The organism is Ruegeria sp. C8 (assembly GCF_056537565.1).
Genome location: NZ_JBQFRV010000002.1, coordinates 15,360 through 35,469 on the forward strand (window position 1 = coordinate 15,360; position 20,110 = coordinate 35,469).

The window sequence follows — 20,110 nt, forward strand, 5'->3', positions numbered from 1 at the left end:
TCGAGAATCAAAGACGAAAGCTCTTCTCAAAGGTCATCGTCATGAACTCTCATATTTTGGAGCTGACGATCAGCGGAGTTTCTCTTCGTTTGTCATGCCTCCGCCGAAACGGCATAAAGCCGGCAATTGTATGCCTTCATGGATTTGGGTCGACCAAAGAGGATTACGCCGATCTTGCCTTTCGCCAAGACTTCTTGGATCGGGATCTTGTGTTTTGGGACGCACCTGGCTGTGGCGCGTCGGATATCAGCAGGCCTGATGAGCTATCTATTCCGTTCCTTGTCGAAGTCGCGACTGCCGCGGTTGATGCACTGGGATTAGATCGGTTCCATCTATCCGGTCACTCCATGGGCGGGTTGACCGGGCTAATGCTGGCCAGCGCACTTCCGGACAGGGTCCTGAGCTTTTTTGACATCGAAGGCAATGTCGCGCCGGAAGACTGCTTTCTTTCGCGCCAGATTGTCGACTTCCCAACCGCCAATGCGGTTGTTTTTCTTGAAGGCTTTAAAGAACGTGTGCGTGAACGAATGGAATTTTCATCGGCGCTCTACGTTGCAGCGCTGGACAGCAAGGTCAGACCCTCAACGATTGAGCCTGTGTTCAGGTCGATGGTCGACTTGTCTGACAACACTCCTCTGATGGACATCTTCAAGGGGCTCTCATGTCCGAAGGTCTTTGTTTATGGTGAACAAAACCGCCATCTTTCCTATCTGAAACACCTGCCTGATATCGGTGTTCAAGTCATCGAAATTCCACATTCTGCGCACTTTCCCATGTATTCAAATCCACCTGCACTTTGGTCGGCGCTTGCAGAATTTATTGCCGAACAAGAGAAAGCTTCATGACTCCGTTTGTTACTTTTCCAACTGGCAACTTTTGCAACGCAGATACCAGAGTTCGAGCTATGAGCGCGCGGATCAAGCCGCTGATACGTGGAACCCGGATTGCGGGGCCGGCGCGCACTGTGCGCATCACGCCAGGGCAGAACGGCGCCATTCACCGTGCGGTGCATGTGGCCCAGCCGGGAGACGTTTTGGTCGTGGATGGCGGCGGTTCGGATCGGTTTGGCCCGTTCGGCGATTTATTGGCCGATGGATGCAAGTCCAAGGGCATATTGGGCGCTGTCTTCGATTGTACAATTCGGGATAGCGCAGACATCGCAGCATTGGGTTTCCAGGTATTCTGCCGGGGCTTTCATCCCGAAGCGACGGCAAAAACCGAACCGGGCGAAATTGATGTTCCGGTGGTCGCAGGCGGGGTCTCTGTCTCGCCCGGAGACATCATTGTTGGCGACGACGATGGCGTGGTGGTTCTGCCTTCGAGTTTCGCCGCGGAAATCCTGGAGAAAGTCTCTCATGTCGCCGAGCGGGAAGAGGTCATCCGAGCTCGAATCCTGGCCGGTACGACCACCTATGAGATTTTCGAACTCGACCGCAGCTAAAGCACCTAAACAAAAGGGTTCAATTTATGTCTAGACCAGAAAACTTTTTCAATCTTGCCGACCTAAGCGAGGGCATCGCCCGTACGCTGACAACCGGGATCGAAACTCGGGTCTTCGCTGGCGAAAAGGCAATGTTCTCTGTGGTCAGTTTTGAGCCTGGCAGCGAGGGCTCCATCCACTCTCATCCAGAAGAGCAATGGGGAGTTCTGCTTGAAGGCGGTGGCATCCGTATTCAAGACGATATCGAAGTAGCTGTGGGAAGCGGTGACTTCTGGCGCACTCCGGGCGGCGTTGCACACGGGTTTCGTGCTGGTCCCGATGGTGCGAAAGTGCTCGACGTGTTCGCGCCACCCCGCGAAGCTTACAGGACCGCGGGATCGGGTTTCGCTATCCAGAAAACCGAGTAATGCGTCGGGCCGTAGCGAAAATGATGGTCTTGTCAGAAGAGCTTTGATTGATTCGGGCAGGGGGCTTGCGTAGCCTCCGATTATGAAAAGACCGTCTCTTTTCAAGTACTTCAAAACCAGTCCCGAGATCATCCGCCTTGCGGTGATGCTGTACATCCGTTTCCCGCTCTCGCTTCGGAACGTCGACAATTTTCTGCACGAGCGAGGCATCGACGTGAGCCGCGAGACTGTCTGCTAATGTTGCAACGGGGTTGGCCCGATGTTTGCTGCTGAGATCAGACGGAAGCGTGTTCAGCAGTTGCGCGCATTCTCCAAATGGGAGTGGCACGTGAACGAGGTTTTCGTGAAGGTGAATGGCAAGCGGCACTATCTTTGGCGGGCGGTCGATCACCAAGGCGAGGTACTGGAAGCCGTTGTCACCAAACGCCGAAACAAGGCTGCAGCACTGAAATTCCTTAAGAAATTGATGAAGCGGCACGGTTGCGCTGAGGAGGTCGTCACAGATCGCTTCCTACAAGGTTGCGCTTAGACAAATGGGCGCGCTCAAAAACGTAATGACAGGCAGGTGGCTAAACAACCGCGTCGAGAATTCACACTTGCCGTTTCGACGAAGCGAACGCGCGACAAAGCGTTTCAGGCGTACGCGAAGTTTAAAGAAGTATGTCGCCGTTCATTCCTCCGTTTGCAACCGCTTCAATCAGGAACGAGCGCTCACCAGCCGAGACACCTTAAAGCTGACACGCAGCGCCGCTCTTGCCGAGTGGCGCGAACTTGGCGTGGGATAAAGGTCAACTTCACTAGCCTAACAGAAGCCGGTTCGAATTCGTCTGACAGCGCTGATACGATGACGCGTGGTCTTATGGGGCTGCACCGACCAGGAACGTATCTCACCTAGGCACCGGTTGCCGGATTGGTTTGCGTTCCCTTCTGAACTTGGTTGACGGTCTTGTTGGCGAAGCGCGGCTCGCGCTCGGCCGTAAATGTCTGAGCATGTATCTGATAAAGACGATCGCGCTGCTCGTCATCCTGCCAAGTGGCAACAAAACCACCCTCGACAAGCGCAACGACACGCGCATTTCTTTGATCACCACCACCTCGCTGATTTACAGTGAAGTCGCCCGAAACCGGGTTGCCGTCAGTCGCAAAAGCACGTGCCCTGATTTGACCAAGTCCATTCTGGTTTCTGTCATCGGTCCAGACCACGATGAGCGTTCCATCGTTCAGCAGCGCGATATCGGGCCGGACTTGGTCGCCACGCGTATCCTGCGGAACCGGGCGCTCAGAGAAGCGTTCACTCCCGTCCGCCTCCAAACCCATGATCATCACATCCCGCGCGCCGCGCTCGTAAACAATATAGGAACGCCCCAAGCCATCAACGGCGATTCGCGGATGCGCCTCCTGATCTCCAAGTCCCGTCGCCACAACTGTTTCAGGCCCGTTCGCGATGCCATCATCATCGAAGCGACGACACCGGATCGAAATGCTCTCATCAGCGGACAACTCGGCCCAGGCACAAACAAATCCACCAGTGCCCACTAGGCCAAGCGTTGGGGCCGCCGGTGTTCCGGTGTCCGAAGTCGCAAGTGCTTGAAGAGGGATACGCGTTGACCCGTCTGCATTGTAGCCCCTCGCCATAATACGTATGACGTCGTCTCTTGTCTCTTGCCAAGCCAGCAAGAAACGCCCGTCTGGAGCAACCGCTATTTCTGGGTCGCGATTGTTCGATGACGCATTTGAACTTGCCCTATGGCCGCCAAAAAGCTGGGAGCCATCAGCCCGGAACGCGCGCCGGGAAATGTGGCGCACGCCGCTCGACGTACTTTCCCAGGCGACCATCGCATTTCGCTGCCCGTCCAGCCCTAGCGTAGGGCGCGATTGGTGGCCACCGGTGTTGTGCAACCTGCGTTGCTGACCACCGCAATAGCTACCCCAAGCCGAAAGCCCTGCTAACCAGATATCCGCTTCACCGTCATTATCATTGTCGTCCTGCCAGGCGACCGAAAAATGGGGAGCGCCGTAGATGAGACAAATCCCAAGCAGATCCAACGCGCTGAGGCCTTCACGTTGACCGATGTCGGCATCAGGATCGATTGGTGTTATCGTATCCTCGTCATCATCTATGGCAAACCCGCGCCGTCCGTAGTGCATGATGGACCCATAGTCATAGCCTGTAAGCACACGGCCCATACCAATATCAAAATTGCCGATGGCATCAGGTTCGATGTTGTCTTCGTGAACTGTAACAAACATATCGCGGTCGGGCCGGGTGTGTTCGTGCCAGAATCCTACCGCGTGCCCGATCTCATGAATTATATTTCCGCGATGGAAACCATCCAGAACATCACATCTCACTGATTGCCCGCCGGGCTGGCGCCCTACGGGTGAGCGGCAAGATCCCTCGGCCGGCTCGAAGCGCACAAAGTCTACATCACCTGTCGTCATAGGCCGTAGCCGCATAATGGTACGCATATTCCAGTGCTCTATTGCGGCTTCGACTTCGTCCCGTTGATCGCTGCTGAAATCGCTGCTGATGACATAAGGTACGACGCCGTCGGGCCAGATAGAACCGGTCCTGTTTGTAGCAAAAGCCATCAAATCACCTCCCAAAAAGAATCTTAGAAATATCGCTTCCTATTGCTCCAGAATGATGGGCAGGCTGCCAAGGCACTGTACCACGTATGCATGCCCAATGACACAAGAGCCGTGGCGTTTTCTGAATTGCGGCTTCGGATTTGGCGAAATTCGAATGAGTGGATATGACCTCTGTCACGATGCGAACAAGACCTCTTCGACAGGAGAGTATTTTTCGTGCAGCGAACGTGGGAGTTAGATTTCGACACTTCCGCTCAGGGCTCTAAGCGGACTTGCGGTGATGCAGCGTTTCGTGATTGAAATCAGTCCTGAAAGCAGAAATTGCGAAAATCGAGATGACGTGGCGTTTTCACGGGTTTAGCCCAATGTGCAGACATTCAGCTTTCGGAAGCTGTCGTTCGCACAATCCGGGCTTACTGACGGCTCAGAGCCCGATGCGGACATTGCTCAACTGCATCGCCTGCAACGTCGTAACATTTTTGATGCAAAAGCGAAATTTCCAATGCGCTGCCGAAAACACATCGCGGTCAGTTCTTAGGTTTTTAGGGCGGCGTCTGGGACGGCTGCCAAATCTATTTCGCCCAAACATGTCGACTAAACTCTTTTGTCGTCTGATGAGCTACGATTTTTCCCGGGCCATTTAAGTTTTTTGACGCGACTGCAGTGCCGGAGGGTTGAGCATCTCAAACGACCGTGGCATTTGCCACGAAGACTTCGAAAGCCAACATTGCAGCACCTGCAACATGCTCAATGCGTTTGAAGCATTCGTCCAAGTGCTCTCAACAAAGGAGCCAGACAACATCGCTACAGTCTTTTCAGAAGAACCTTGCTTGAGCGGGGCTGGGCGGTTCGGTAGCTTTTGCTCATGATCAGGCCTGCCTCTTTCATGTATTTCAAGAGCAGCCCCGAGTTCATCCGATTGACGGTGATGCTGTACATCCTTGTCCCGCTTTCGCTTTGCAATGTCGAAGATTTGCTGCACGGGCGAGGCATCGACATGAGCCAGGAAATTGTCAAATATTGGTGGAACAATTTGGCCTGGTGTTTGCCTCTGAGATCAGACGAAAGCGAGTCCAGAAACTGTGGACATTTTCGAAATGAAAGTGGCACGTAGACGAGGTTTTCGTGAAGGTGATTGGCAAGAAACACCACCTCTGGCGGGCCGCCGATCACGAGGGCGAGGTGCTGGAAGCAATCGCTACCAAAAGTTGAAACAAGCTGGCGGCATTGAAATTTCTCGGGAAATTGATGAAGCGCGCGGTAAAGCTGAAGAAGTAGTCACCGATAGCTGCGCCTCTTTTCGGGCTTCTCTCAGAGATTGGCGCTACCGAAAAACAGCAGACGGGCAGGTGGCTCAATAACCGCTCCGGGAATTCGCACCATCTTTTCCGACGGTGTGAATGCGCCATGCAACGTTTTAGGCGTATGCGAAGTTTGCAGAAATTTGTCTCTGTCCATTCCCCTGCCTACAACCACTTCAACAAGGGACGATCGCTCACCAGCCGAGACACCTTCGAACTGACATGATCCGCCGCTCTTGCCGAGTGGCGCGAACTTGGTGCGGGATAAAAGACAGCGTCACTGGCCCACTAGAGACTGGTTGGAATTCGTCTGACAGCACCATACCGGTCTAGCTGAGGCTGGTTCGAATATGTCTGACAGCACACCTGTCACGCCCGCTCGTCCGGGCGTGATATCTTGGCCGCCTTCTGCGAAAAAGAGTGGTTTAAAGGGTGGTTGACACTCCCTTGTTGTGCAACTCGTTTACCTTCGTAGCTACGTGCGATTAGCTTTACGAAAACTCTGACACGCAATAGGAAGCCAGCTAACCACGGCTGACAATCCCGCTTTCAACCCATTCGTCAAATTTGGCCAGAACGGCATTGCAAAATGCGGCGTCGTTGATATGGGCGTCCAGCTCAGTCATCGGCACCTGGTCCGGCATGACCTTGCGGGCCTCATCGACCATGTCAGCAAGGGCCGCGGGGTCATGTGCCTCTTCGCCTTCCTTGTCCCATGCTTCAACGCCTTGCAACGGCAGGAAGAAATGAACCGGCCCGGTTGCTGCTTCCAGCCGGTTTGCAAGTTCCCTGATCCAGGCGCGGCGTTCCTCGCCATTGAAGACCGAGCTTTTGATCAGGCGGTTATGTTCGTGAAACGGGCGATCTGCATATTGGTCCGGGATCTCTTGCCAGCCCGCGAAGTCCAGCAGGTCCAGAGCGCCCGGTGCAACCATCTGCGGCGTGCCAACGCGCCCGGCATTGGTAACGCGATCCTCTCCGCTTGAAACAACCGAGCCGGCCAGCAGATTGCCGAACTCCTGCATGCAGAAATCCATCACGCAGACAAAGGCGTTTTCGGCGGCCAGTTTTTCAAAGGCCATGCCGCCCATGCCTGTCGAGTGGAATACTGCAACCTCAAAGCCTCGCTCTTCCAGCGCAGGTTTCAGAGTTTTCATGTAACGCAGGCAGGAGGACCCAAGGCTGGTCATGCCAATCAGGGGTTTGCCACGATCCGGCGCGATGGCGGCTTTGGCAGCACCGACCACGGCCCCTGCAGCCTGTGCCAACGAAGACCTGCAGATCGAGTTCATACCGTACAACCCACCGGCCCACAGGATCATCTGTATGTCCGGGGCCAACCGATGTGGGGGGATTAACGATGAGAAACTGACTGTTGAAACGATGTATTTCGGGACCCCCATGGGCAGGGCCTGTGCACAGTCCAGCGCAAGGTCGGTACCCATGGTTCCACCAGTGGCCAGCATCCCGTCAAACCGGCCTTCGGCATAGGCTCTTGCCACTACCTTGGCAGCCCCGGCGGACATGACGCGGAAGGCCTTGTTCTCATCCCCCAGCGCAATCACCTCGTCGATGGTTCTGCCTTCGGCATCTGCGACGTCATGTTTTGAGATGTCGGTCGGTGTTTCAGGATCGCCAAGAACGGAGACGTCCATTGTTAGCACATCTGCTCCCTGCGCCTTTACGGTTTCTTCGATGAACCGCATCTCGGGGTCTTTAGTGTCGTATGTCCCGATCAGCAGGATCGTTTTATTGGTCATGGTTTCCTCCCGTGCGTTCGGTTTATCCGAGGTAGTGCGTCAGCAACTCTCGGGCGGTATCTTTGAACCGCATGTTTCGTGCCTCTGATCCATCTTCGCCCATGCGGGACGAAATCCAGCCGACATAAGTGACCGCGCGCAGGGCCATGAACAGATCGAGATACTCGGTGTCTAGCGCACGTTCCGACCAGTATCCCTCTAGCAGGGCCGCCTGCAGGGCGTCGTAATCCGGCTCGCATAGGTTTTTCAGCAGTGTCGTGGCGATATCGATCAGACGGAACCCGAACCCGGCGTCGTCGAAATCAATCAGCCAGAGCTTGTCGCCTCGAACCATCACGTTTTCACGTACCAGATCGGCGTGGATCAGGCCGTAGTCCAGTTGGTTTTCGATCTGCAGTAAGTGATTGTTGGCTTTCTCGCGGAACGCAGTGAACAGGGCACGATCCTCGCCAGAAAGCGTGGGGTTTTCCCAAAACCGATCCCACAATGGGGCATTGCCCAGCAGTCCAGCACGATCCCAGGACCAGCGCTCAAAGTCATCGGGACGCGTCCAGGCATCGCTGACTTCGTGCAGCTTCGCCATCTCATGCCCGAGGGCCCGAAACAGCCCGGTACGATCACTATGGTCGATCCCGGTTTCGGTCGATCCCAGCGGGCGACCGGGCAACCAGTCAAGCATATCGACCTGGACCCCGTCCAGCAGTTGCAAATAGCGGCCATCCGTGGCCGGTACCGGTGTGGGTACACCGACGCTCTTTGCGCCCAGCTCGGCGATCCACTGCAGCTCGGACCTCAAGGCGGTATCCGAATGCAAGCCTTTGCGGTGCAGGCGCAGCGCATAGCTTTTCGCGCCGATCTGAACCCGGTAGACATGGTTTTCGCGGGCCGCGATCAGCGACCATTCGGCACCGTCCATGCCCCAAAGGGTCAGGGCTTGCTCGACAACCGGGATCATAGGGTCAGCGGGGTTTCGGCCAAAACCTCGTCCAATGTGTCAAACAACAGATCGGCATTCTCTTTCGAGAACGGCATCGGTGGCCGGATCTTGAGCGTGTTCTTGTGGCGGCCGAGTTTCGAATGGATGATGCCCCGGTGCCGCATCGCGTTGATGATCCGATCGGTGAATTCGCTGGCCGGTTCCTTGGTCTGACGATCCAGCACCATCTCGGCCCCGAAAATCAGGCCCGAGCCGCGCACATCGCCGATGAACTCATATTTCTGCTGCAAAGCCGTCATAAGTGCGTGGGCGTGATCGCCCACAGTTTTGGCATTGGCGACGAGGTTATTAGCCTCAATCTCTTCCAATACCGCCATCGCTGCTGCGCAGGACACTGGGTTGCCACCGAACGTGTTGAAGTAGCGATAGCCCTTGCGAAAGGTGGCAAGGATTTCGTTGCGCGTCACGACACCGCCCACCGGATGGCCGTTGGCCATGGGTTTGCCCATGGTCATGATGTCCGGCACCACGCCCATCTTCTGATGCGCCCACATATGGGTGCCTGTTCGGCCAAAACCCGATTGAACCTCGTCGCAGATCAGCAGGCCACCGGCCTCGCGCACCACTTCGGCCACGGATTTCAGCCAGCCGTCGGGATGGTCGGGGAAGCCTTCATTCAGGAAATAGGGGCAGATGACCAAAGCGCTAAAGCCGATGCCGGTCTTTTCATGCTCAGCAATCTGTTCGGCCACAGCATCGGCAAACTTGCTGCCGTCTGGGTCTGGGTTTCGATAGCTGTCGGGTGCTTCCACAAACCGGAAATACTGATCCAGACCAAAGCCAACGGTCGGCAAGTTTGATTTGCTCAACTGGCTGACCAGAGAAGTGTTGCCGTGATAGGTTGCATCCGTACCAATGATACCGCGTTTGCCGGTCATGCCTTCGGCCATGCGCAGGGCGATGTCATTGGCCTCGGACCCGGTGCAGGTCAGAATGGCGGTGTCCAGCGAGGCATCCATCGTGCCCGTCAGCTTCTCAACATAGTCAAGAATGCCGTCATGCAAATAACGCGTGTGGGTGTTGAGCGTTGACGCCTGGCGGCAGATCGCGTCGACCACGCGGGGGTTGCAATGGCCGACATGCGGGACATTGTTGTAGCAATCCAGATATTTGCGCCCGTCCGCATCCCACAACCAGACCCCTTCGCCCTTCACGATATGAAGCGGTTCGTCATAAAAGGTCGAGACATTCGGGCCCAGCAGCTTGGTCCGGCGTTCAACAAGCTCGGCGGATTTCGCAGGAAGTGTCATGCAGCAGACCTTTGGTCAGAGTTTTATCCAGGCGGTTTTCAGGTCGAGATATTTCTCGAACGCATGCAGGGACTTGTCGTGCCCGTTGCCTGACTGGCGCACACCACCCAGCGGCACGGTCAGGTCAGAGCCGCCATAGGTGTTCACATGCACGACACCAGCGCGGATGCCAGCGATCATGCGGTGCGCGCGGCACAGGTTCGATGTCCACACGCCCGAGGAGAGACCATAGACCGAGTCATTGGCCAGCCTGATCGCTTCGTCCTCGTCCTTGAAGGGGGTCACGGCCAGAACCGGACCGAACACCTCGTTCTGGAACAGATTGTCAGTGGATTTGACCCCGGTCATCACCGTCGGGGCCATATAGTAGCCACCGGTTTCCTCAAGGATGCGCCCGCCGCCAGTGCGACGCTCGGCGCCTTCGGCCTCGGCTTTGGCTACGAAGTCCAGATTGGATTCCAACTCGGGCAGCGAATGAACTGCGCCAATTTGTGTGTCCAGATCGAGCGGATTGCCGATCCGCATCGCTCCGGCATGTTTGACGAGTTCGGCAACAAAGTCGTCGTGGATGTCCTCTTGGATCAACAAACGCGATCCGGCGATGCAGATCTGACCTGCGTTGCGGAAGATACCACCTGCGGACACTTTGGCGGCCTCGCTTAGGTCCGGGGCGTCGTTGAAGACGATGTTGGGGGACTTGCCGCCCAGTTCCAGATAGCAGCGTTTCATGTTCGACCGCGCCGAATACTCCAGCAGTCGACGGCCTGTAGCCCCTGAGCCTGTGAACACCATGATGTCCACATCCATCGACAGCGCCAGCGTTTCGCCCACCACCCGGCCTGACCCGGTGACGACGTTCAGCACGCCGTCGGGTATTCCGGCCTCGGCTGCCAGTTCGGCCAGTTTCAGCAGCGACAAGGAAGCGCTTTCAGCGGGTTTCAACACGACCGAGTTGCCGGTGGCCAGCGCAGGGGCCAGTTTCCAGCTGCCGATCATCAGCGGCATGTTCCACGGCACAATCGCTCCGACGACGCCAACCGATGCGTGATGGATCAAGCCCAGTACGTTTTCTGCCGTGGGGGCGATCTGACCGTAGACCTTGTCAATCGCCTCGGCGTAGTAGCGGAATGTGCCAGCTGCCGACATAGGCTCGGCCTTCATGGCCATGGTGATTTCGGTGCCATTGTCGCGCACCCCCAGAACAGCCAACTCAAGAGCGTGTTTTTCGATCAGGTCGGCCAGCTTCAGCAGGACCTTCTTTCGCTCGGCAGGGGATCGGCGCGACCAGCGGCCATCCTCGAACGCAGCCCGCGCAGCGCTAATCGCAGCCTCCATATCTGCCGGGGTGCCTTCGGCAATTTGGGTCAGTACTGCGCCATCGACAGGCGATAGCACCTCCCGATGTCCACCTTCCGAAGCGGCGACCCAGCGCCCGCCGATGAAGTGAGATCGGGTGGATAGAACCTGAGAGCGAAGGGCGTCAATATCGGACTGGTTCATGGCAGAGTTACCCTTGCTGATTGGGGTGATCGGAGTCGACCGGTTGCGCGGTCGGCTCGGGTTTCAGCTTGTTGCGGAACTCGTAGTACAACGTTCGGAAATGCAGCAGCAGGATCAGCACGATCAGCGCCGTCAGGATCGCCGCAATCGGGCGGTCGACGAAATCGAGCGGTGATTTGACCCGCGCCATGGCACTGCGCAGCTTGACCTCCATGATCCCGCCCAGAACCATGCCCAGAATGATCGGCACAATCGGGAGGTCCAGCCGTTTGAGGATCAGGCCGAACACACCAAAACCAGCGGCAATGGCGCAGTCGGTAATCGAGTTACGCAAACTGTAGACGCCGACGAAGGCCAGGATCAGGATCATAATGCCCAGAAACCGCGTTGGGATCTGGATGATCTTCAGCAGCAGGTTGGTCGAGAAGAGCAGGAAAACTAGAACGATGACGTTCAGCAGGATCAGCGCCATATAGAGCGCCATCACAAAGTCCATCTGGTTTTCAAACAGCTGCGGGCCGGGGATGACATTGTGCACATAGAACACCGACAACATCATCGCGGTCAGCGCTTCGCCCGGGATACCCAGCGCCAAAAGTGGGATCATGGCCGCGCCGGGCACTGCATTATTGGCGGCTTCAGACGCCACCAGCCCTTCTGGCGAGCCATCCCCGAATTTGTCGGGGTCTTTCGAGGTTTTTTGTGCATAGGTGTAGGACAGGAATTGCGAGGTGAACTCACCTGTGCCCGGCACCATACCCATGAAGACCCCGATGCTCGAGGACGCGGTTGCGACGCGCTTGATGCCCAGTAGTTCCTTGAGGCCGGCGAAGATGTTGCCGCTGACATGCGTTTCGCCCGGTGCGTGGTTCTTTTCAAGCAGCAAAAGCAGGGCCTGACTGATGGCAAACAGGCCCAGAACAACCACGATCAGATCTACGCCCGAAGCCAGCCAGCTTTGTTCAAAGGTAAAGCGGCGGGTGTATTTCACTGGCTCAAGCCCGACCGTGTTCAGGAAAATCCCGAAAGCGGCCAACATACCGGCAGCAAAAATCTGCCCTCGGTGAGCGAGGATCACCATAATGATCCCCAGAAGGGCGGCCAAAAATATCTCTCGGCTGCCGAAATGCGGTGCGATCAACGCCAGAACAGGCGACAGGATCATCAGGCAGATGATGGCGAAGACACCACCGAAAAACGAAGCGGAATAGGCCAGTGACAGCGCGCGATGCCCCTGACCGCGTTTGGTCATGGGATAGCCGTCATAGGTGGTCAGCGCGTTCACCGCCGTACCAGGCGTGTTGATCAGAATAGCGGGTATGGCGCCTCCATACATTGACGAGCCATAGATACCCAGTAACAGCGTCAGGCCGACAATGGGTTCAAACGCGAAGGTGGCAGGCAAAAGGATGGCGATGGCAACCGCAGCGCCAACACCGGGCAGCGCGCCAATGATGACCCCACCGATCGAGCCAATCAGAAGGGCAACGATCACCTGCCATTGTGTCAGGATCGAAAGACCGGACATAAGCGTTTCCATTTGCGAACCTCAGAGATAAGTCAGCGCAAAGGCGCGCACGGAATCGGGCAGGTATTCATAGGCGGCACCGGCCGGGATTTTCACTTGCAGGAAGGCTCGGAAAATGATGGTCACCGCCACACCGAAAGCCGCCGCAAGGCCAATTGCCCCAGCGCTTCGGAACCCGGTTCGGACTGCAAGGAATACCGCGAACAGAACGGTCGAAGGCAGGTATCCAAGAAGCGGGACAACGGCGACGTAGATCAGAAAATAGGCGACGTATTCAAGGGACCGCAGCCAGAACGCGACTTCGGGCCAGCGACCCGGAATGCGGTCCGACATGGCGGAGCTGAGCCAGTGCAGAAAAGCAAAGGCGGCCATTGCCCAGAGCGAGACCATTGGCCAGAAGCTTGGTTGCGCAAACCACTTGGTGCGTTTGACAACCTCGGTCTGCGTGCCCAGTTGGCTCAGTAGAAAAACCGAAAATACCAGGAAGGCCAAAGCAAAAACGACATCGCCGGGTCGGCGGTATCGTTTGAACATGTCTTGCAATGTCTTTGCGATCATTATGGCCTCCTGCTGGATAGAAAAAGGCCCGACAGTATTGCAATACGCCGGGCCGGTTTCGCGTTATTCGCCTAGAATCTCTTCGATTTTAGAGAACGAGGCTTTGTCCTGTTCGATCTGTGCATTCGAGGCATCCGGATCCTGCCAGTAGATCAGTGCTCCAGTTTCTTCGGCAAGTTGCTTGGCCTTGTCAGATCCCAGCGCTTTCTGCGCGGCGGCAGTGATCTTTTCGCGTGCTTCGGCCGGAGTGTCCTTGTGGACGAACAGACCATTCCACAGCGCCAATGGCAGTTCGGGGTGCAGCTCGGTAACCGTGGGCGTATCCGGGACCAATGAGATCCGTTCGCCACCGATGCTGGCCAGGACATTCACTTGGTCCAGACAAGGAAGAACAAGTTGAAGCGTCGTGTTGATCACGTCTACGTCGCCCGAAGCCAGGGTGTTGCAGTCCAACGCGTCGAAGGCGGCTTCGCTGGCGAAGTCAAACCCACTGCTGACTGCGGCCGCAAAGGTGACTTGTGTGGGCGGCAGAACCGAGCCGAAGTGACCAAGCGCGACATCGTTTTCTTTGCCGTGTTCCACCAGTTCTTCCCATGTCGCGAACGGGGCATCCTTGCTGGAGGCAATGACGAAGGGATAGGTCAGAAAAATGCCAATCGGTTCGAACGGGTTGGGATTTAGCTCGGGAATGCCAATGTCCGGGCCGATGACCGGTACGCCTATGACGAACGAGCCAACGGTGTAGCCATCTGCCGGAGCGGTCGCAACTTCCACCGCTCCGGGGAACGGACCACCGCCGCCACCGGGCTTGTTCACGACGGCGGCAGGAACACCATACATGGCCTGAAATTCGTCGGCGATCATCCGTGTGAGAACGTCTTCCAAGTCACCCGGAGGCCATGGAACGACAAAGGAAACCGGTTTCTCTGGATACTCGGCCAGTGCGGCGGTTGCAGAAGCAACAAAAGCGGCGGCTGTTAGAACTTTCTTCATTGACACCTCCCGTCAGTGGTTCATTATATGATCCGCGTTAACAATAATAATGTTGCTTTGTTAAGCTTGTTCTGTCAAGTATTACCTTAACAGGAGGATGTGAATCGCATGGGTACTGCCCTGAACGCCCTGAAAATGCTCAACTACTTTTCAAACGCTCGGCCAGAAATTGGGTTGAGTCAGTTTGCGCGCCTGTCCGGATTGAACAAAGCCACGGCGCTGCGACACCTTCGGGCGCTTGAGGAATACGGGCTGATCGAGCAGAACCCCATGACCAAATCCTATGCGGTCGGACCTGCTGCTTTGCGACTGGCAGCGTTGCGGCAGATTGCCCGTCCCGGTATCGAGAGCGCCCGCCAGAGAATGCAGGTCGCGATGCAGGACGTTGGTGAAAGCCTGCATCTTTCCCTGCTTGAAAAGGAGTGGCTTCAAACCGCGCTGGTGGTCGAAACGAACCGCCACAGCGTGCGCGTCAGCCTCGACCCTAGCGAGATTCTTCCAATCAATGCGACAGCATCCGGTCTTTGTATGCTCAGCTTTGGGCCATCCTTCTTGCTGGACCGTCTCGATCAGAATGAACAAGTACGATACACGGACGCCACGCTGACCGACCCGGCCAAGATCAAAGAGCGGGTCGCGGCAATCAGTCAGGCCGGTTGGGCGAATAGCAGTGGAAGCTACGAAGATGGCGTCTATGGCTATGCGGCACCCATATTTGGGATTGATCAAGTGGCGCTGGGAACCATTGCGATTGCCGTTCCCGAAGGCCGCGCCGGAGACGACCGGCTTCCTGAAATCCTGACCGTCCTGCACGCCCTCTCAAATGACCTGACCGCAAGTTTTGGTGGTCAGCTTCCCGACACTTTTCCAATCGAATTCCATCCTTGAGCGGGTGGACGCAAAACCCGGAGACCAGAGAAATGAAAGACTCGAACTTTCTCAAAGAAAACAACGCGCGTTACTTCTGGCACCCGATGGCGCACCCCGCCGAAAGTCAGAAGAATCCGCCCACGATTCTGAACGGCGGCGAGGGTGTCAGTATTGTCGATGTCGATGGTCACAAGGCGCTGGACGCGGTCGGGGGGCTTTGGAACGTCAATCTGGGCTATTCCTGCGAGCCGGTTAAGCAGGCCATCGCTGATCAGCTGAATGCGCTGCCCTACTATTCGACCTTCCGTGGCACCAGCAACGACAAGGCAATCGAGCTGTCTTATGAACTGGCGCAGTTTTTTGAGCCCGACGGCCTGACCCGCGCTTTCTTTACCTCGGGCGGCTCGGATTCGGTTGAGATCGCGCTGAAAATGGCGCGGCAGTACCACAAGGTGCGTGGCGAGGCCGGGCGCACTAAATTCATCAGCCTGAAACAGGGCTATCACGGCACACATTTCGCCGCTGCATCGGTCAATGGCAATCAGAAGTTCCGCGCGGTCTATGAGCCGATGATGCCGGGCTGTTTCCATGTGCCCGCGCCATGGACCTATCGCAACCCGTTCGACGAGACCGACCCTGAGCGTCTGGCGCAGCTTTGCGTCAAAGCGCTTGAGGCCGAGATTTCATTCCAGGGCGCGAGCACGGTTGCGGCTTTCATCATGGAACCGGTTCTTGGGGCAGGGGGCGTAATCCCGCCGCATAAGAGTTTCATGCCGATGGTGCGAGAGGTCTGCTCGAAACACGGAATTTTGTTGATCTCGGACGAGATCATCACCGCTTTTGGGCGTACCGGCAGTGAAAGCGGTGCGCGGCATTGGGGGGTGCAGCCCGACATCATGACGACGGCCAAGGCCATCACCAATGGGTACTTCCCGTTTGGGGCGGCGATGATTTCGGGGGCTGTTGCCGAGGTGTTTGAAAACGACACCACCGGCAAGGCGTCGGTGGATCAGGGCTATACCTATTCCGGTCACCCGGTTGGGGCTGCAGCGGCGCTGGCCGCGTTGTCCGAGATCAAGCGCCTGCGCGTCTGGGAAAACGCCGCCTCGCGCGGGGATGAGCTGTTTGCCGGGCTGCAAAAACTGGCCGAGAAATACGACGTGATCGGAGATGTGCGCGGCGGCGAAGGGCTGATGTGTGCGCTGGAACTGGTCTCGGATCGCTCGACCAAGGCACCCATCGCGAAACACCTGCCGCTGCAGGTTCAGAAAGCGGCTTATGAAGATGGTGTGATGGTGCGTGTGTCCGGCAACAATATCATCCTGTCTCCGCCGCTGATCATCACATCAGAGGACGTGGCCAAGATCCTGTCTGCGCTGGATACCGGTCTGGCGTCTCTTTAACCAACACTTACGTGACCTCGCCCGCCCTAGGGCGGGGTCAGACTTTAACCGCCTGCAACTCTTCAAGCAGGTCCAGCAGTTGGTTCAGCTTCTCGCGGCCCATCTGCGACTCGATATTGTTTGAGATCGCCAGCGACGTGGCAAGGTTGTCTTCCAGAACCGCGCGGCCGGCATCGGTGATCCGAACCATGGTGCGGCGCTTGTCTTGTTTGTCCTGGCGACGGGTGATCTGGCCATCGGTCTCCATGGTGCGCAGAATGCGAGTGAGACTGGGCAGAAGCAGGCAGGCCTCGTGGGCAATTGCGCTTTGCTCAACCTCGCCCAGCTCGTCCAAAACCCTCAGGATGCGCCACTTCTGTTCGGTGAGCTGAATGTCATGAAGCATGTCCCGGATCGGTGCCATGACGGTTTCCCGTGCGCGCAACAGCGCAATCGGAAGAGATCGGGCGGTACTTTTTGTATGGCTTTGCGTGGTCATGCGGCTTTCTAAATTGCCGATTCCGAAATTGCAAAGATTAACAAGGCAAGTTCTTGACAGCATGATTGTAAAAAAGTAAACATGTTAACCAATAAGGGAGGGCACATGCCGCATTTTCAAGTCGAGTATTCCGGGAACCTAGAGGACAAGGTCGACATGGATGGCTTGTGTGAGTGCATCCGAGCAAGGGCTGCTGAGATTGATACCTTTCCGATGCCGGGAATTCGTGTCCGCGCTGTGCGGGTCGATCATTTTGCAATTGCAGACGGTAATCCGGCGCATGGCTTTATCGATATCTCGATCCGCCTGCGCGCCGGTCGGTCCGACGACGTAAAACAGGATGCCACGCAGCGTATTTTTGAGGCGGTCAAAGCGTATCTGGCACCTGCCTTCAAACATCATTCGATCGCGCTCTCGCTTGAGATGCGCGACATCGACGCGAAGCTTTCGCCCAAGACTGGTACGATCCGCGATCACCTTGGCGCCACTACGCAGGAGACCTGACCCATGAGCGCACTGGACACCAACATCGAAAAACTGGCGGGATTTCTGGCGCGGTTCAAAGAGACGGGCATCAAAAACCGTATCGCGGGCGAGGATGTTGCTGGTTCCGCCGGTGTTTTTCAATCCACGTCCCCGGTCGACAAGTCTGTGATTTGCGATGTTGCCCACGGTACCGATGAAGACATTGACATCGCTGCGAAAGCGGCTCATGCGGCCTTTGCAGACTGGCGCGACATGCCTGCCACCGAACGCCGCCGCATTTTGCTTAACGTGGCCGATGCCATCGAAGCACGCGCCGAGGAAATCGCGCTGTGCGAATGCTGGGACACGGGTCAGACCCTGCGATTTATGTCCAAGGCGGCTCTGCGCGGAGCCGAGAACTTTCGCTATTTTGCAGATCAGGTTGTGCAGGCGCGCGACGGTCAACATCTGAAATCGCCGACCCTGATGAATGTCACCACCCGCGTGCCGATTGGTCCGGTTGGCGTGATCACCCCTTGGAACACGCCGTTCATGCTGTCGACCTGGAAGATCGCGCCCGCTCTGGCTGCAGGCTGCACCGTGGTTCACAAACCCGCCGAGGATTCGCCCCTGTCAGCCCGCTTGCTGGTCGAAATCGCCGAAGAGGCCGGACTGCCCAAAGGTGTGCTGAACACTGTGAACGGCTTTGGCCCCGACGCGGGTAAGGCGCTGACCGAGCACCCTTTTATTAAGGCCATCGCCTTTGTCGGTGAAAGCCGCACAGGTAGCATCATCACCAAACAGGGCGCGGACACGCTGAAGCGGATGCATCTGGAACTTGGCGGCAAGAACCCGGTCATCGTGTTCGACGACGCCGATCTGGACCGCGCTTTGGATGCCGTGATCTTCATGATCTACTCGATCAATGGCGAGCGTTGTACGTCATCCTCGCGACTGCTGGTGCAGGACAGCATCAAGGAAGAGTTCGAAGCCAAGCTGATCGAACGCGTCAACAACATCAAGGTCGGCCATCCGCTGGACCCGGCGACCGAAATCGGCCCGCTGGTCACAGAGGAGCACTACAACAAGGTCACCAGCTATTTCGACATCGCCAAAGAGGACGGCGCGACCGTCGCAGCCGGTGGTGTGAAGCTGGGCGATGAAGGGTACTTCATCCGTCCGACCCTGTTCACCAATGCCACCAACCAGATGCGCATCGCCCGTGAGGAGATCTTTGGCCCCGTCCTGACCTCGATCCCGTTCTCGACTGAAGAAGAGGCACTGCAGATGGCCAATGACACGCCTTATGGTCTGACCGGCTATGTCTGGACCAACGACCTGACGCGGGCGCTGCGCTTTACCGACAAGCTTGAGGCCGGAATGATCTGGGTGAACTCGGGAAATGTGCGCCACCTGCCGACGCCCTTTGGTGGCGTCAAAGCGTCCGGCATCGGGCGCGACGGCGGCGACTGGTCGTTCGAGTTTTATATGGAACAAAAGCACATTGGCTTTGCAACCGGTCAACACAAGATCATGCAATTGGGGAAGTAAACTAGCGGCACTGTCCCCATTGGGCGGGGACAAAGCTAGGATAGACAAAACGCGCACAAACTGGTCCGGCACTTTCCGCTTACTGCTGAAGGACCGAACGATGTCAGGTAGCTTCAACTTCGGTTGCCAGGCGTCACAAATGCGAGGAGGAACTGCCATGGGAAAGATTGTACAGGCCGCGAAGATAACGCATGTGCCAAGCATCTGGATGTCCCACACAATGCCGAAATACAAAGGCATCCGCCAACCTGCCATCGACGGCTATGCGCGTCTTCGTCAGGATGCGATCGACCGCAAAGTCGATACATTTGTCATTTTTGACACGCACTGGATCACCAATCAGGGATTCCATCTGAACACGAAAGAGCACCACAAGGGCCGTTTCATCAGTCATGAACTGCCGCACATGTTGGCGGATATGGAGTTCGACTATCGCGGCGATCACGAGCTTGGGGAAACCATCCTTGATGTTCTGCGTGAACGTGGCGAACGGGCCTTGGGGCATTCGCACCCCGATATGGGTATGGAGTACGGCACTTTGCTGCCGATGCACTTCATCAACGAGGGTGTGAATGCGCGGGTTTTGCCCGTGGCGGTCAACCAGTTCTCGTCGATTGCTGAAAATCGCGTCTGGGGTGAAGCCATCGCCGAAGGCATCCGACGCTCGGACCGTAACGTGTCGATCCTGGCCTCGGGGTCGTTGAGCCACGACTTCACGCCCAATGAACGCTCGGTCGATGGACTGAACTCGGTAAACGGCGAGTTCAATCGCCAGATGGACATGCGCGTGCTGGACCTTTGGGAACAGGGGCGCTTTGAGGAGTTCCTCGAACTTCTGCCCGACTACGCCAAGAAATGCGCGGGCGAGTGCGCCATGAACGATACCGCCTTGCTGTTCGGTGCCCTTGGATGGGGCAGCTACAAGGGCAAGATCGACATATATACCCCGTATTTCGGTAGCTCCGGGACCGGGCAAGCCAATGTCAGCTTCTCGGTCTAGAACCGGAAACACAGGG

17 protein-coding genes and 2 pseudogenes are annotated in these 20,110 nt (G+C 56.7%); 10 read left to right on the top strand and 9 right to left on the bottom strand.

All coding sequences use genetic code 11. The features are described 5' to 3' along the window. The first annotated feature begins 41 nt into the window (after positions 1–41). The 4 genes and pseudogenes from ACR0KL_RS03720 (at position 42) to ACR0KL_RS03735 (ending at position 2,633) form a co-directional block, all read left to right on the top strand. Positions 42–845, top strand: a complete 804-nt coding sequence (locus ACR0KL_RS03720) for an alpha/beta fold hydrolase (RefSeq protein ID WP_170681716.1) — start codon at positions 42–44, stop codon at positions 843–845. Between the two features lie 59 nt (positions 846–904). Then, a complete protein-coding gene (locus ACR0KL_RS03725; RefSeq protein ID WP_170681718.1) occupies positions 905–1,441 on the top strand; it encodes an RraA family protein in 537 nt (178 codons plus the stop codon). 26 nt (positions 1,442–1,467) lie between these two features. Next, positions 1,468–1,848 (top strand): cupin domain-containing protein, encoded by a 381-nt coding sequence (locus tag ACR0KL_RS03730; RefSeq protein WP_170681720.1) that lies wholly within the window; start codon positions 1,468–1,470, stop codon positions 1,846–1,848. 82 nt (positions 1,849–1,930) lie between these two features. Continuing rightward, positions 1,931–2,633: pseudogene (locus tag ACR0KL_RS03735) on the top strand (IS6 family transposase). Positions 2,634–2,739: 106 nt separating this feature from the next. On the opposite strand, the gene ACR0KL_RS03740 reads toward ACR0KL_RS03735, so the two are convergent. After that, complete coding sequence (locus tag ACR0KL_RS03740; protein WP_480554665.1) at positions 2,740–4,440, bottom strand: M12 family metallopeptidase; 1,701 nt, start codon at positions 4,438–4,440, stop codon at positions 2,740–2,742. Between the two features lie 865 nt (positions 4,441–5,305). Between ACR0KL_RS03740 and ACR0KL_RS03745 the strand changes: the two are divergent. After that, a pseudogene (locus tag ACR0KL_RS03745) lies at positions 5,306–5,967 on the top strand (IS6 family transposase). A 298-nt stretch (positions 5,968–6,265) separates the two neighbouring features. On the opposite strand, the gene ACR0KL_RS03750 reads toward ACR0KL_RS03745, so the two are convergent. The 7 genes from ACR0KL_RS03750 to ACR0KL_RS03780 form a co-directional block, all read right to left on the bottom strand. Then, the gene (locus ACR0KL_RS03750) at positions 6,266–7,501 is read right to left on the bottom strand and encodes a Tm-1-like ATP-binding domain-containing protein (protein WP_170677312.1); all 1,236 of its coding nucleotides are present in this window, start codon (positions 7,499–7,501) and stop codon (positions 6,266–6,268) included. A 22-nt stretch (positions 7,502–7,523) separates the two neighbouring features. Continuing rightward, on the bottom strand, positions 7,524–8,456 hold the full coding sequence (locus tag ACR0KL_RS03755; protein ID WP_170677314.1) for a phosphotransferase: 933 nt from the start codon (positions 8,454–8,456) through the stop codon (positions 7,524–7,526). Beyond that, positions 8,453–9,748 (bottom strand): aspartate aminotransferase family protein, encoded by a 1,296-nt coding sequence (locus ACR0KL_RS03760; protein ID WP_480776646.1) that lies wholly within the window; start codon positions 9,746–9,748, stop codon positions 8,453–8,455. Before ACR0KL_RS03760 ends, ACR0KL_RS03755 begins: the two co-directional genes overlap by 4 nt. Before the next feature lie 15 nt (positions 9,749–9,763). After that, the gene (locus ACR0KL_RS03765; RefSeq protein ID WP_480776647.1) at positions 9,764–11,248 is read right to left on the bottom strand and encodes an aldehyde dehydrogenase; all 1,485 of its coding nucleotides are present in this window, start codon (positions 11,246–11,248) and stop codon (positions 9,764–9,766) included. A gap of 7 nt (positions 11,249–11,255) precedes the next feature. Then, positions 11,256–12,788 carry a tripartite tricarboxylate transporter permease gene (locus tag ACR0KL_RS03770; RefSeq protein ID WP_480776648.1) on the bottom strand — a complete coding sequence of 511 codons (1,533 nt, stop codon included), beginning with the start codon at positions 12,786–12,788 and terminating at the stop codon, positions 11,256–11,258. 9 nt (positions 12,789–12,797) lie between these two features. Then, positions 12,798–13,334 (bottom strand): tripartite tricarboxylate transporter TctB family protein, encoded by a 537-nt coding sequence (locus ACR0KL_RS03775; RefSeq protein ID WP_170470521.1) that lies wholly within the window; start codon positions 13,332–13,334, stop codon positions 12,798–12,800. A 63-nt stretch (positions 13,335–13,397) separates the two neighbouring features. Further along, positions 13,398–14,327 (bottom strand): tripartite tricarboxylate transporter substrate binding protein, encoded by a 930-nt coding sequence (locus ACR0KL_RS03780; protein WP_170677321.1) that lies wholly within the window; start codon positions 14,325–14,327, stop codon positions 13,398–13,400. Between the two features lie 108 nt (positions 14,328–14,435). On the opposite strand from ACR0KL_RS03780, the gene ACR0KL_RS03785 reads away from it, so the two are divergent. Together ACR0KL_RS03785 and ACR0KL_RS03790 are read left to right on the top strand one after the other, a co-directional pair. After that, the gene (locus tag ACR0KL_RS03785) at positions 14,436–15,215 is read left to right on the top strand and encodes an IclR family transcriptional regulator (RefSeq protein ID WP_170677323.1); all 780 of its coding nucleotides are present in this window, start codon (positions 14,436–14,438) and stop codon (positions 15,213–15,215) included. A 32-nt stretch (positions 15,216–15,247) separates the two neighbouring features. Continuing rightward, positions 15,248–16,600: an aminotransferase class III-fold pyridoxal phosphate-dependent enzyme gene (locus tag ACR0KL_RS03790; RefSeq protein ID WP_170677325.1), complete on the top strand. Its 1,353-nt coding sequence runs from the start codon at positions 15,248–15,250 to the stop codon at positions 16,598–16,600. Between the two features lie 37 nt (positions 16,601–16,637). Here ACR0KL_RS03790 and hpaR read toward each other — a convergent pair whose 3' ends face one another. Next, positions 16,638–17,078 (bottom strand): homoprotocatechuate degradation operon regulator HpaR, encoded by a 441-nt coding sequence (gene hpaR / locus ACR0KL_RS03795; protein WP_170556492.1) that lies wholly within the window; start codon positions 17,076–17,078, stop codon positions 16,638–16,640. Between the two features lie 105 nt (positions 17,079–17,183). Here hpaR and ACR0KL_RS03800 point away from each other — a divergent pair, with 105 nt between their 5' ends. The 3 genes from ACR0KL_RS03800 (at position 17,184) to hpaD (ending at position 20,094) form a co-directional block, all read left to right on the top strand. Then, positions 17,184–17,582 (top strand): 5-carboxymethyl-2-hydroxymuconate Delta-isomerase, encoded by a 399-nt coding sequence (locus tag ACR0KL_RS03800; protein WP_170677327.1) that lies wholly within the window; start codon positions 17,184–17,186, stop codon positions 17,580–17,582. A 3-nt stretch (positions 17,583–17,585) separates the two neighbouring features. Further along, a complete protein-coding gene (gene hpaE, locus ACR0KL_RS03805; protein WP_170677329.1) occupies positions 17,586–19,094 on the top strand; it encodes a 5-carboxymethyl-2-hydroxymuconate semialdehyde dehydrogenase in 1,509 nt (502 codons plus the stop codon). Positions 19,095–19,251: 157 nt separating this feature from the next. Next, positions 19,252–20,094 carry a 3,4-dihydroxyphenylacetate 2,3-dioxygenase gene (gene hpaD / locus ACR0KL_RS03810; RefSeq protein WP_170380896.1) on the top strand — a complete coding sequence of 281 codons (843 nt, stop codon included), beginning with the start codon at positions 19,252–19,254 and terminating at the stop codon, positions 20,092–20,094. The last annotated feature ends 16 nt before the right edge of the window (positions 20,095–20,110 follow it).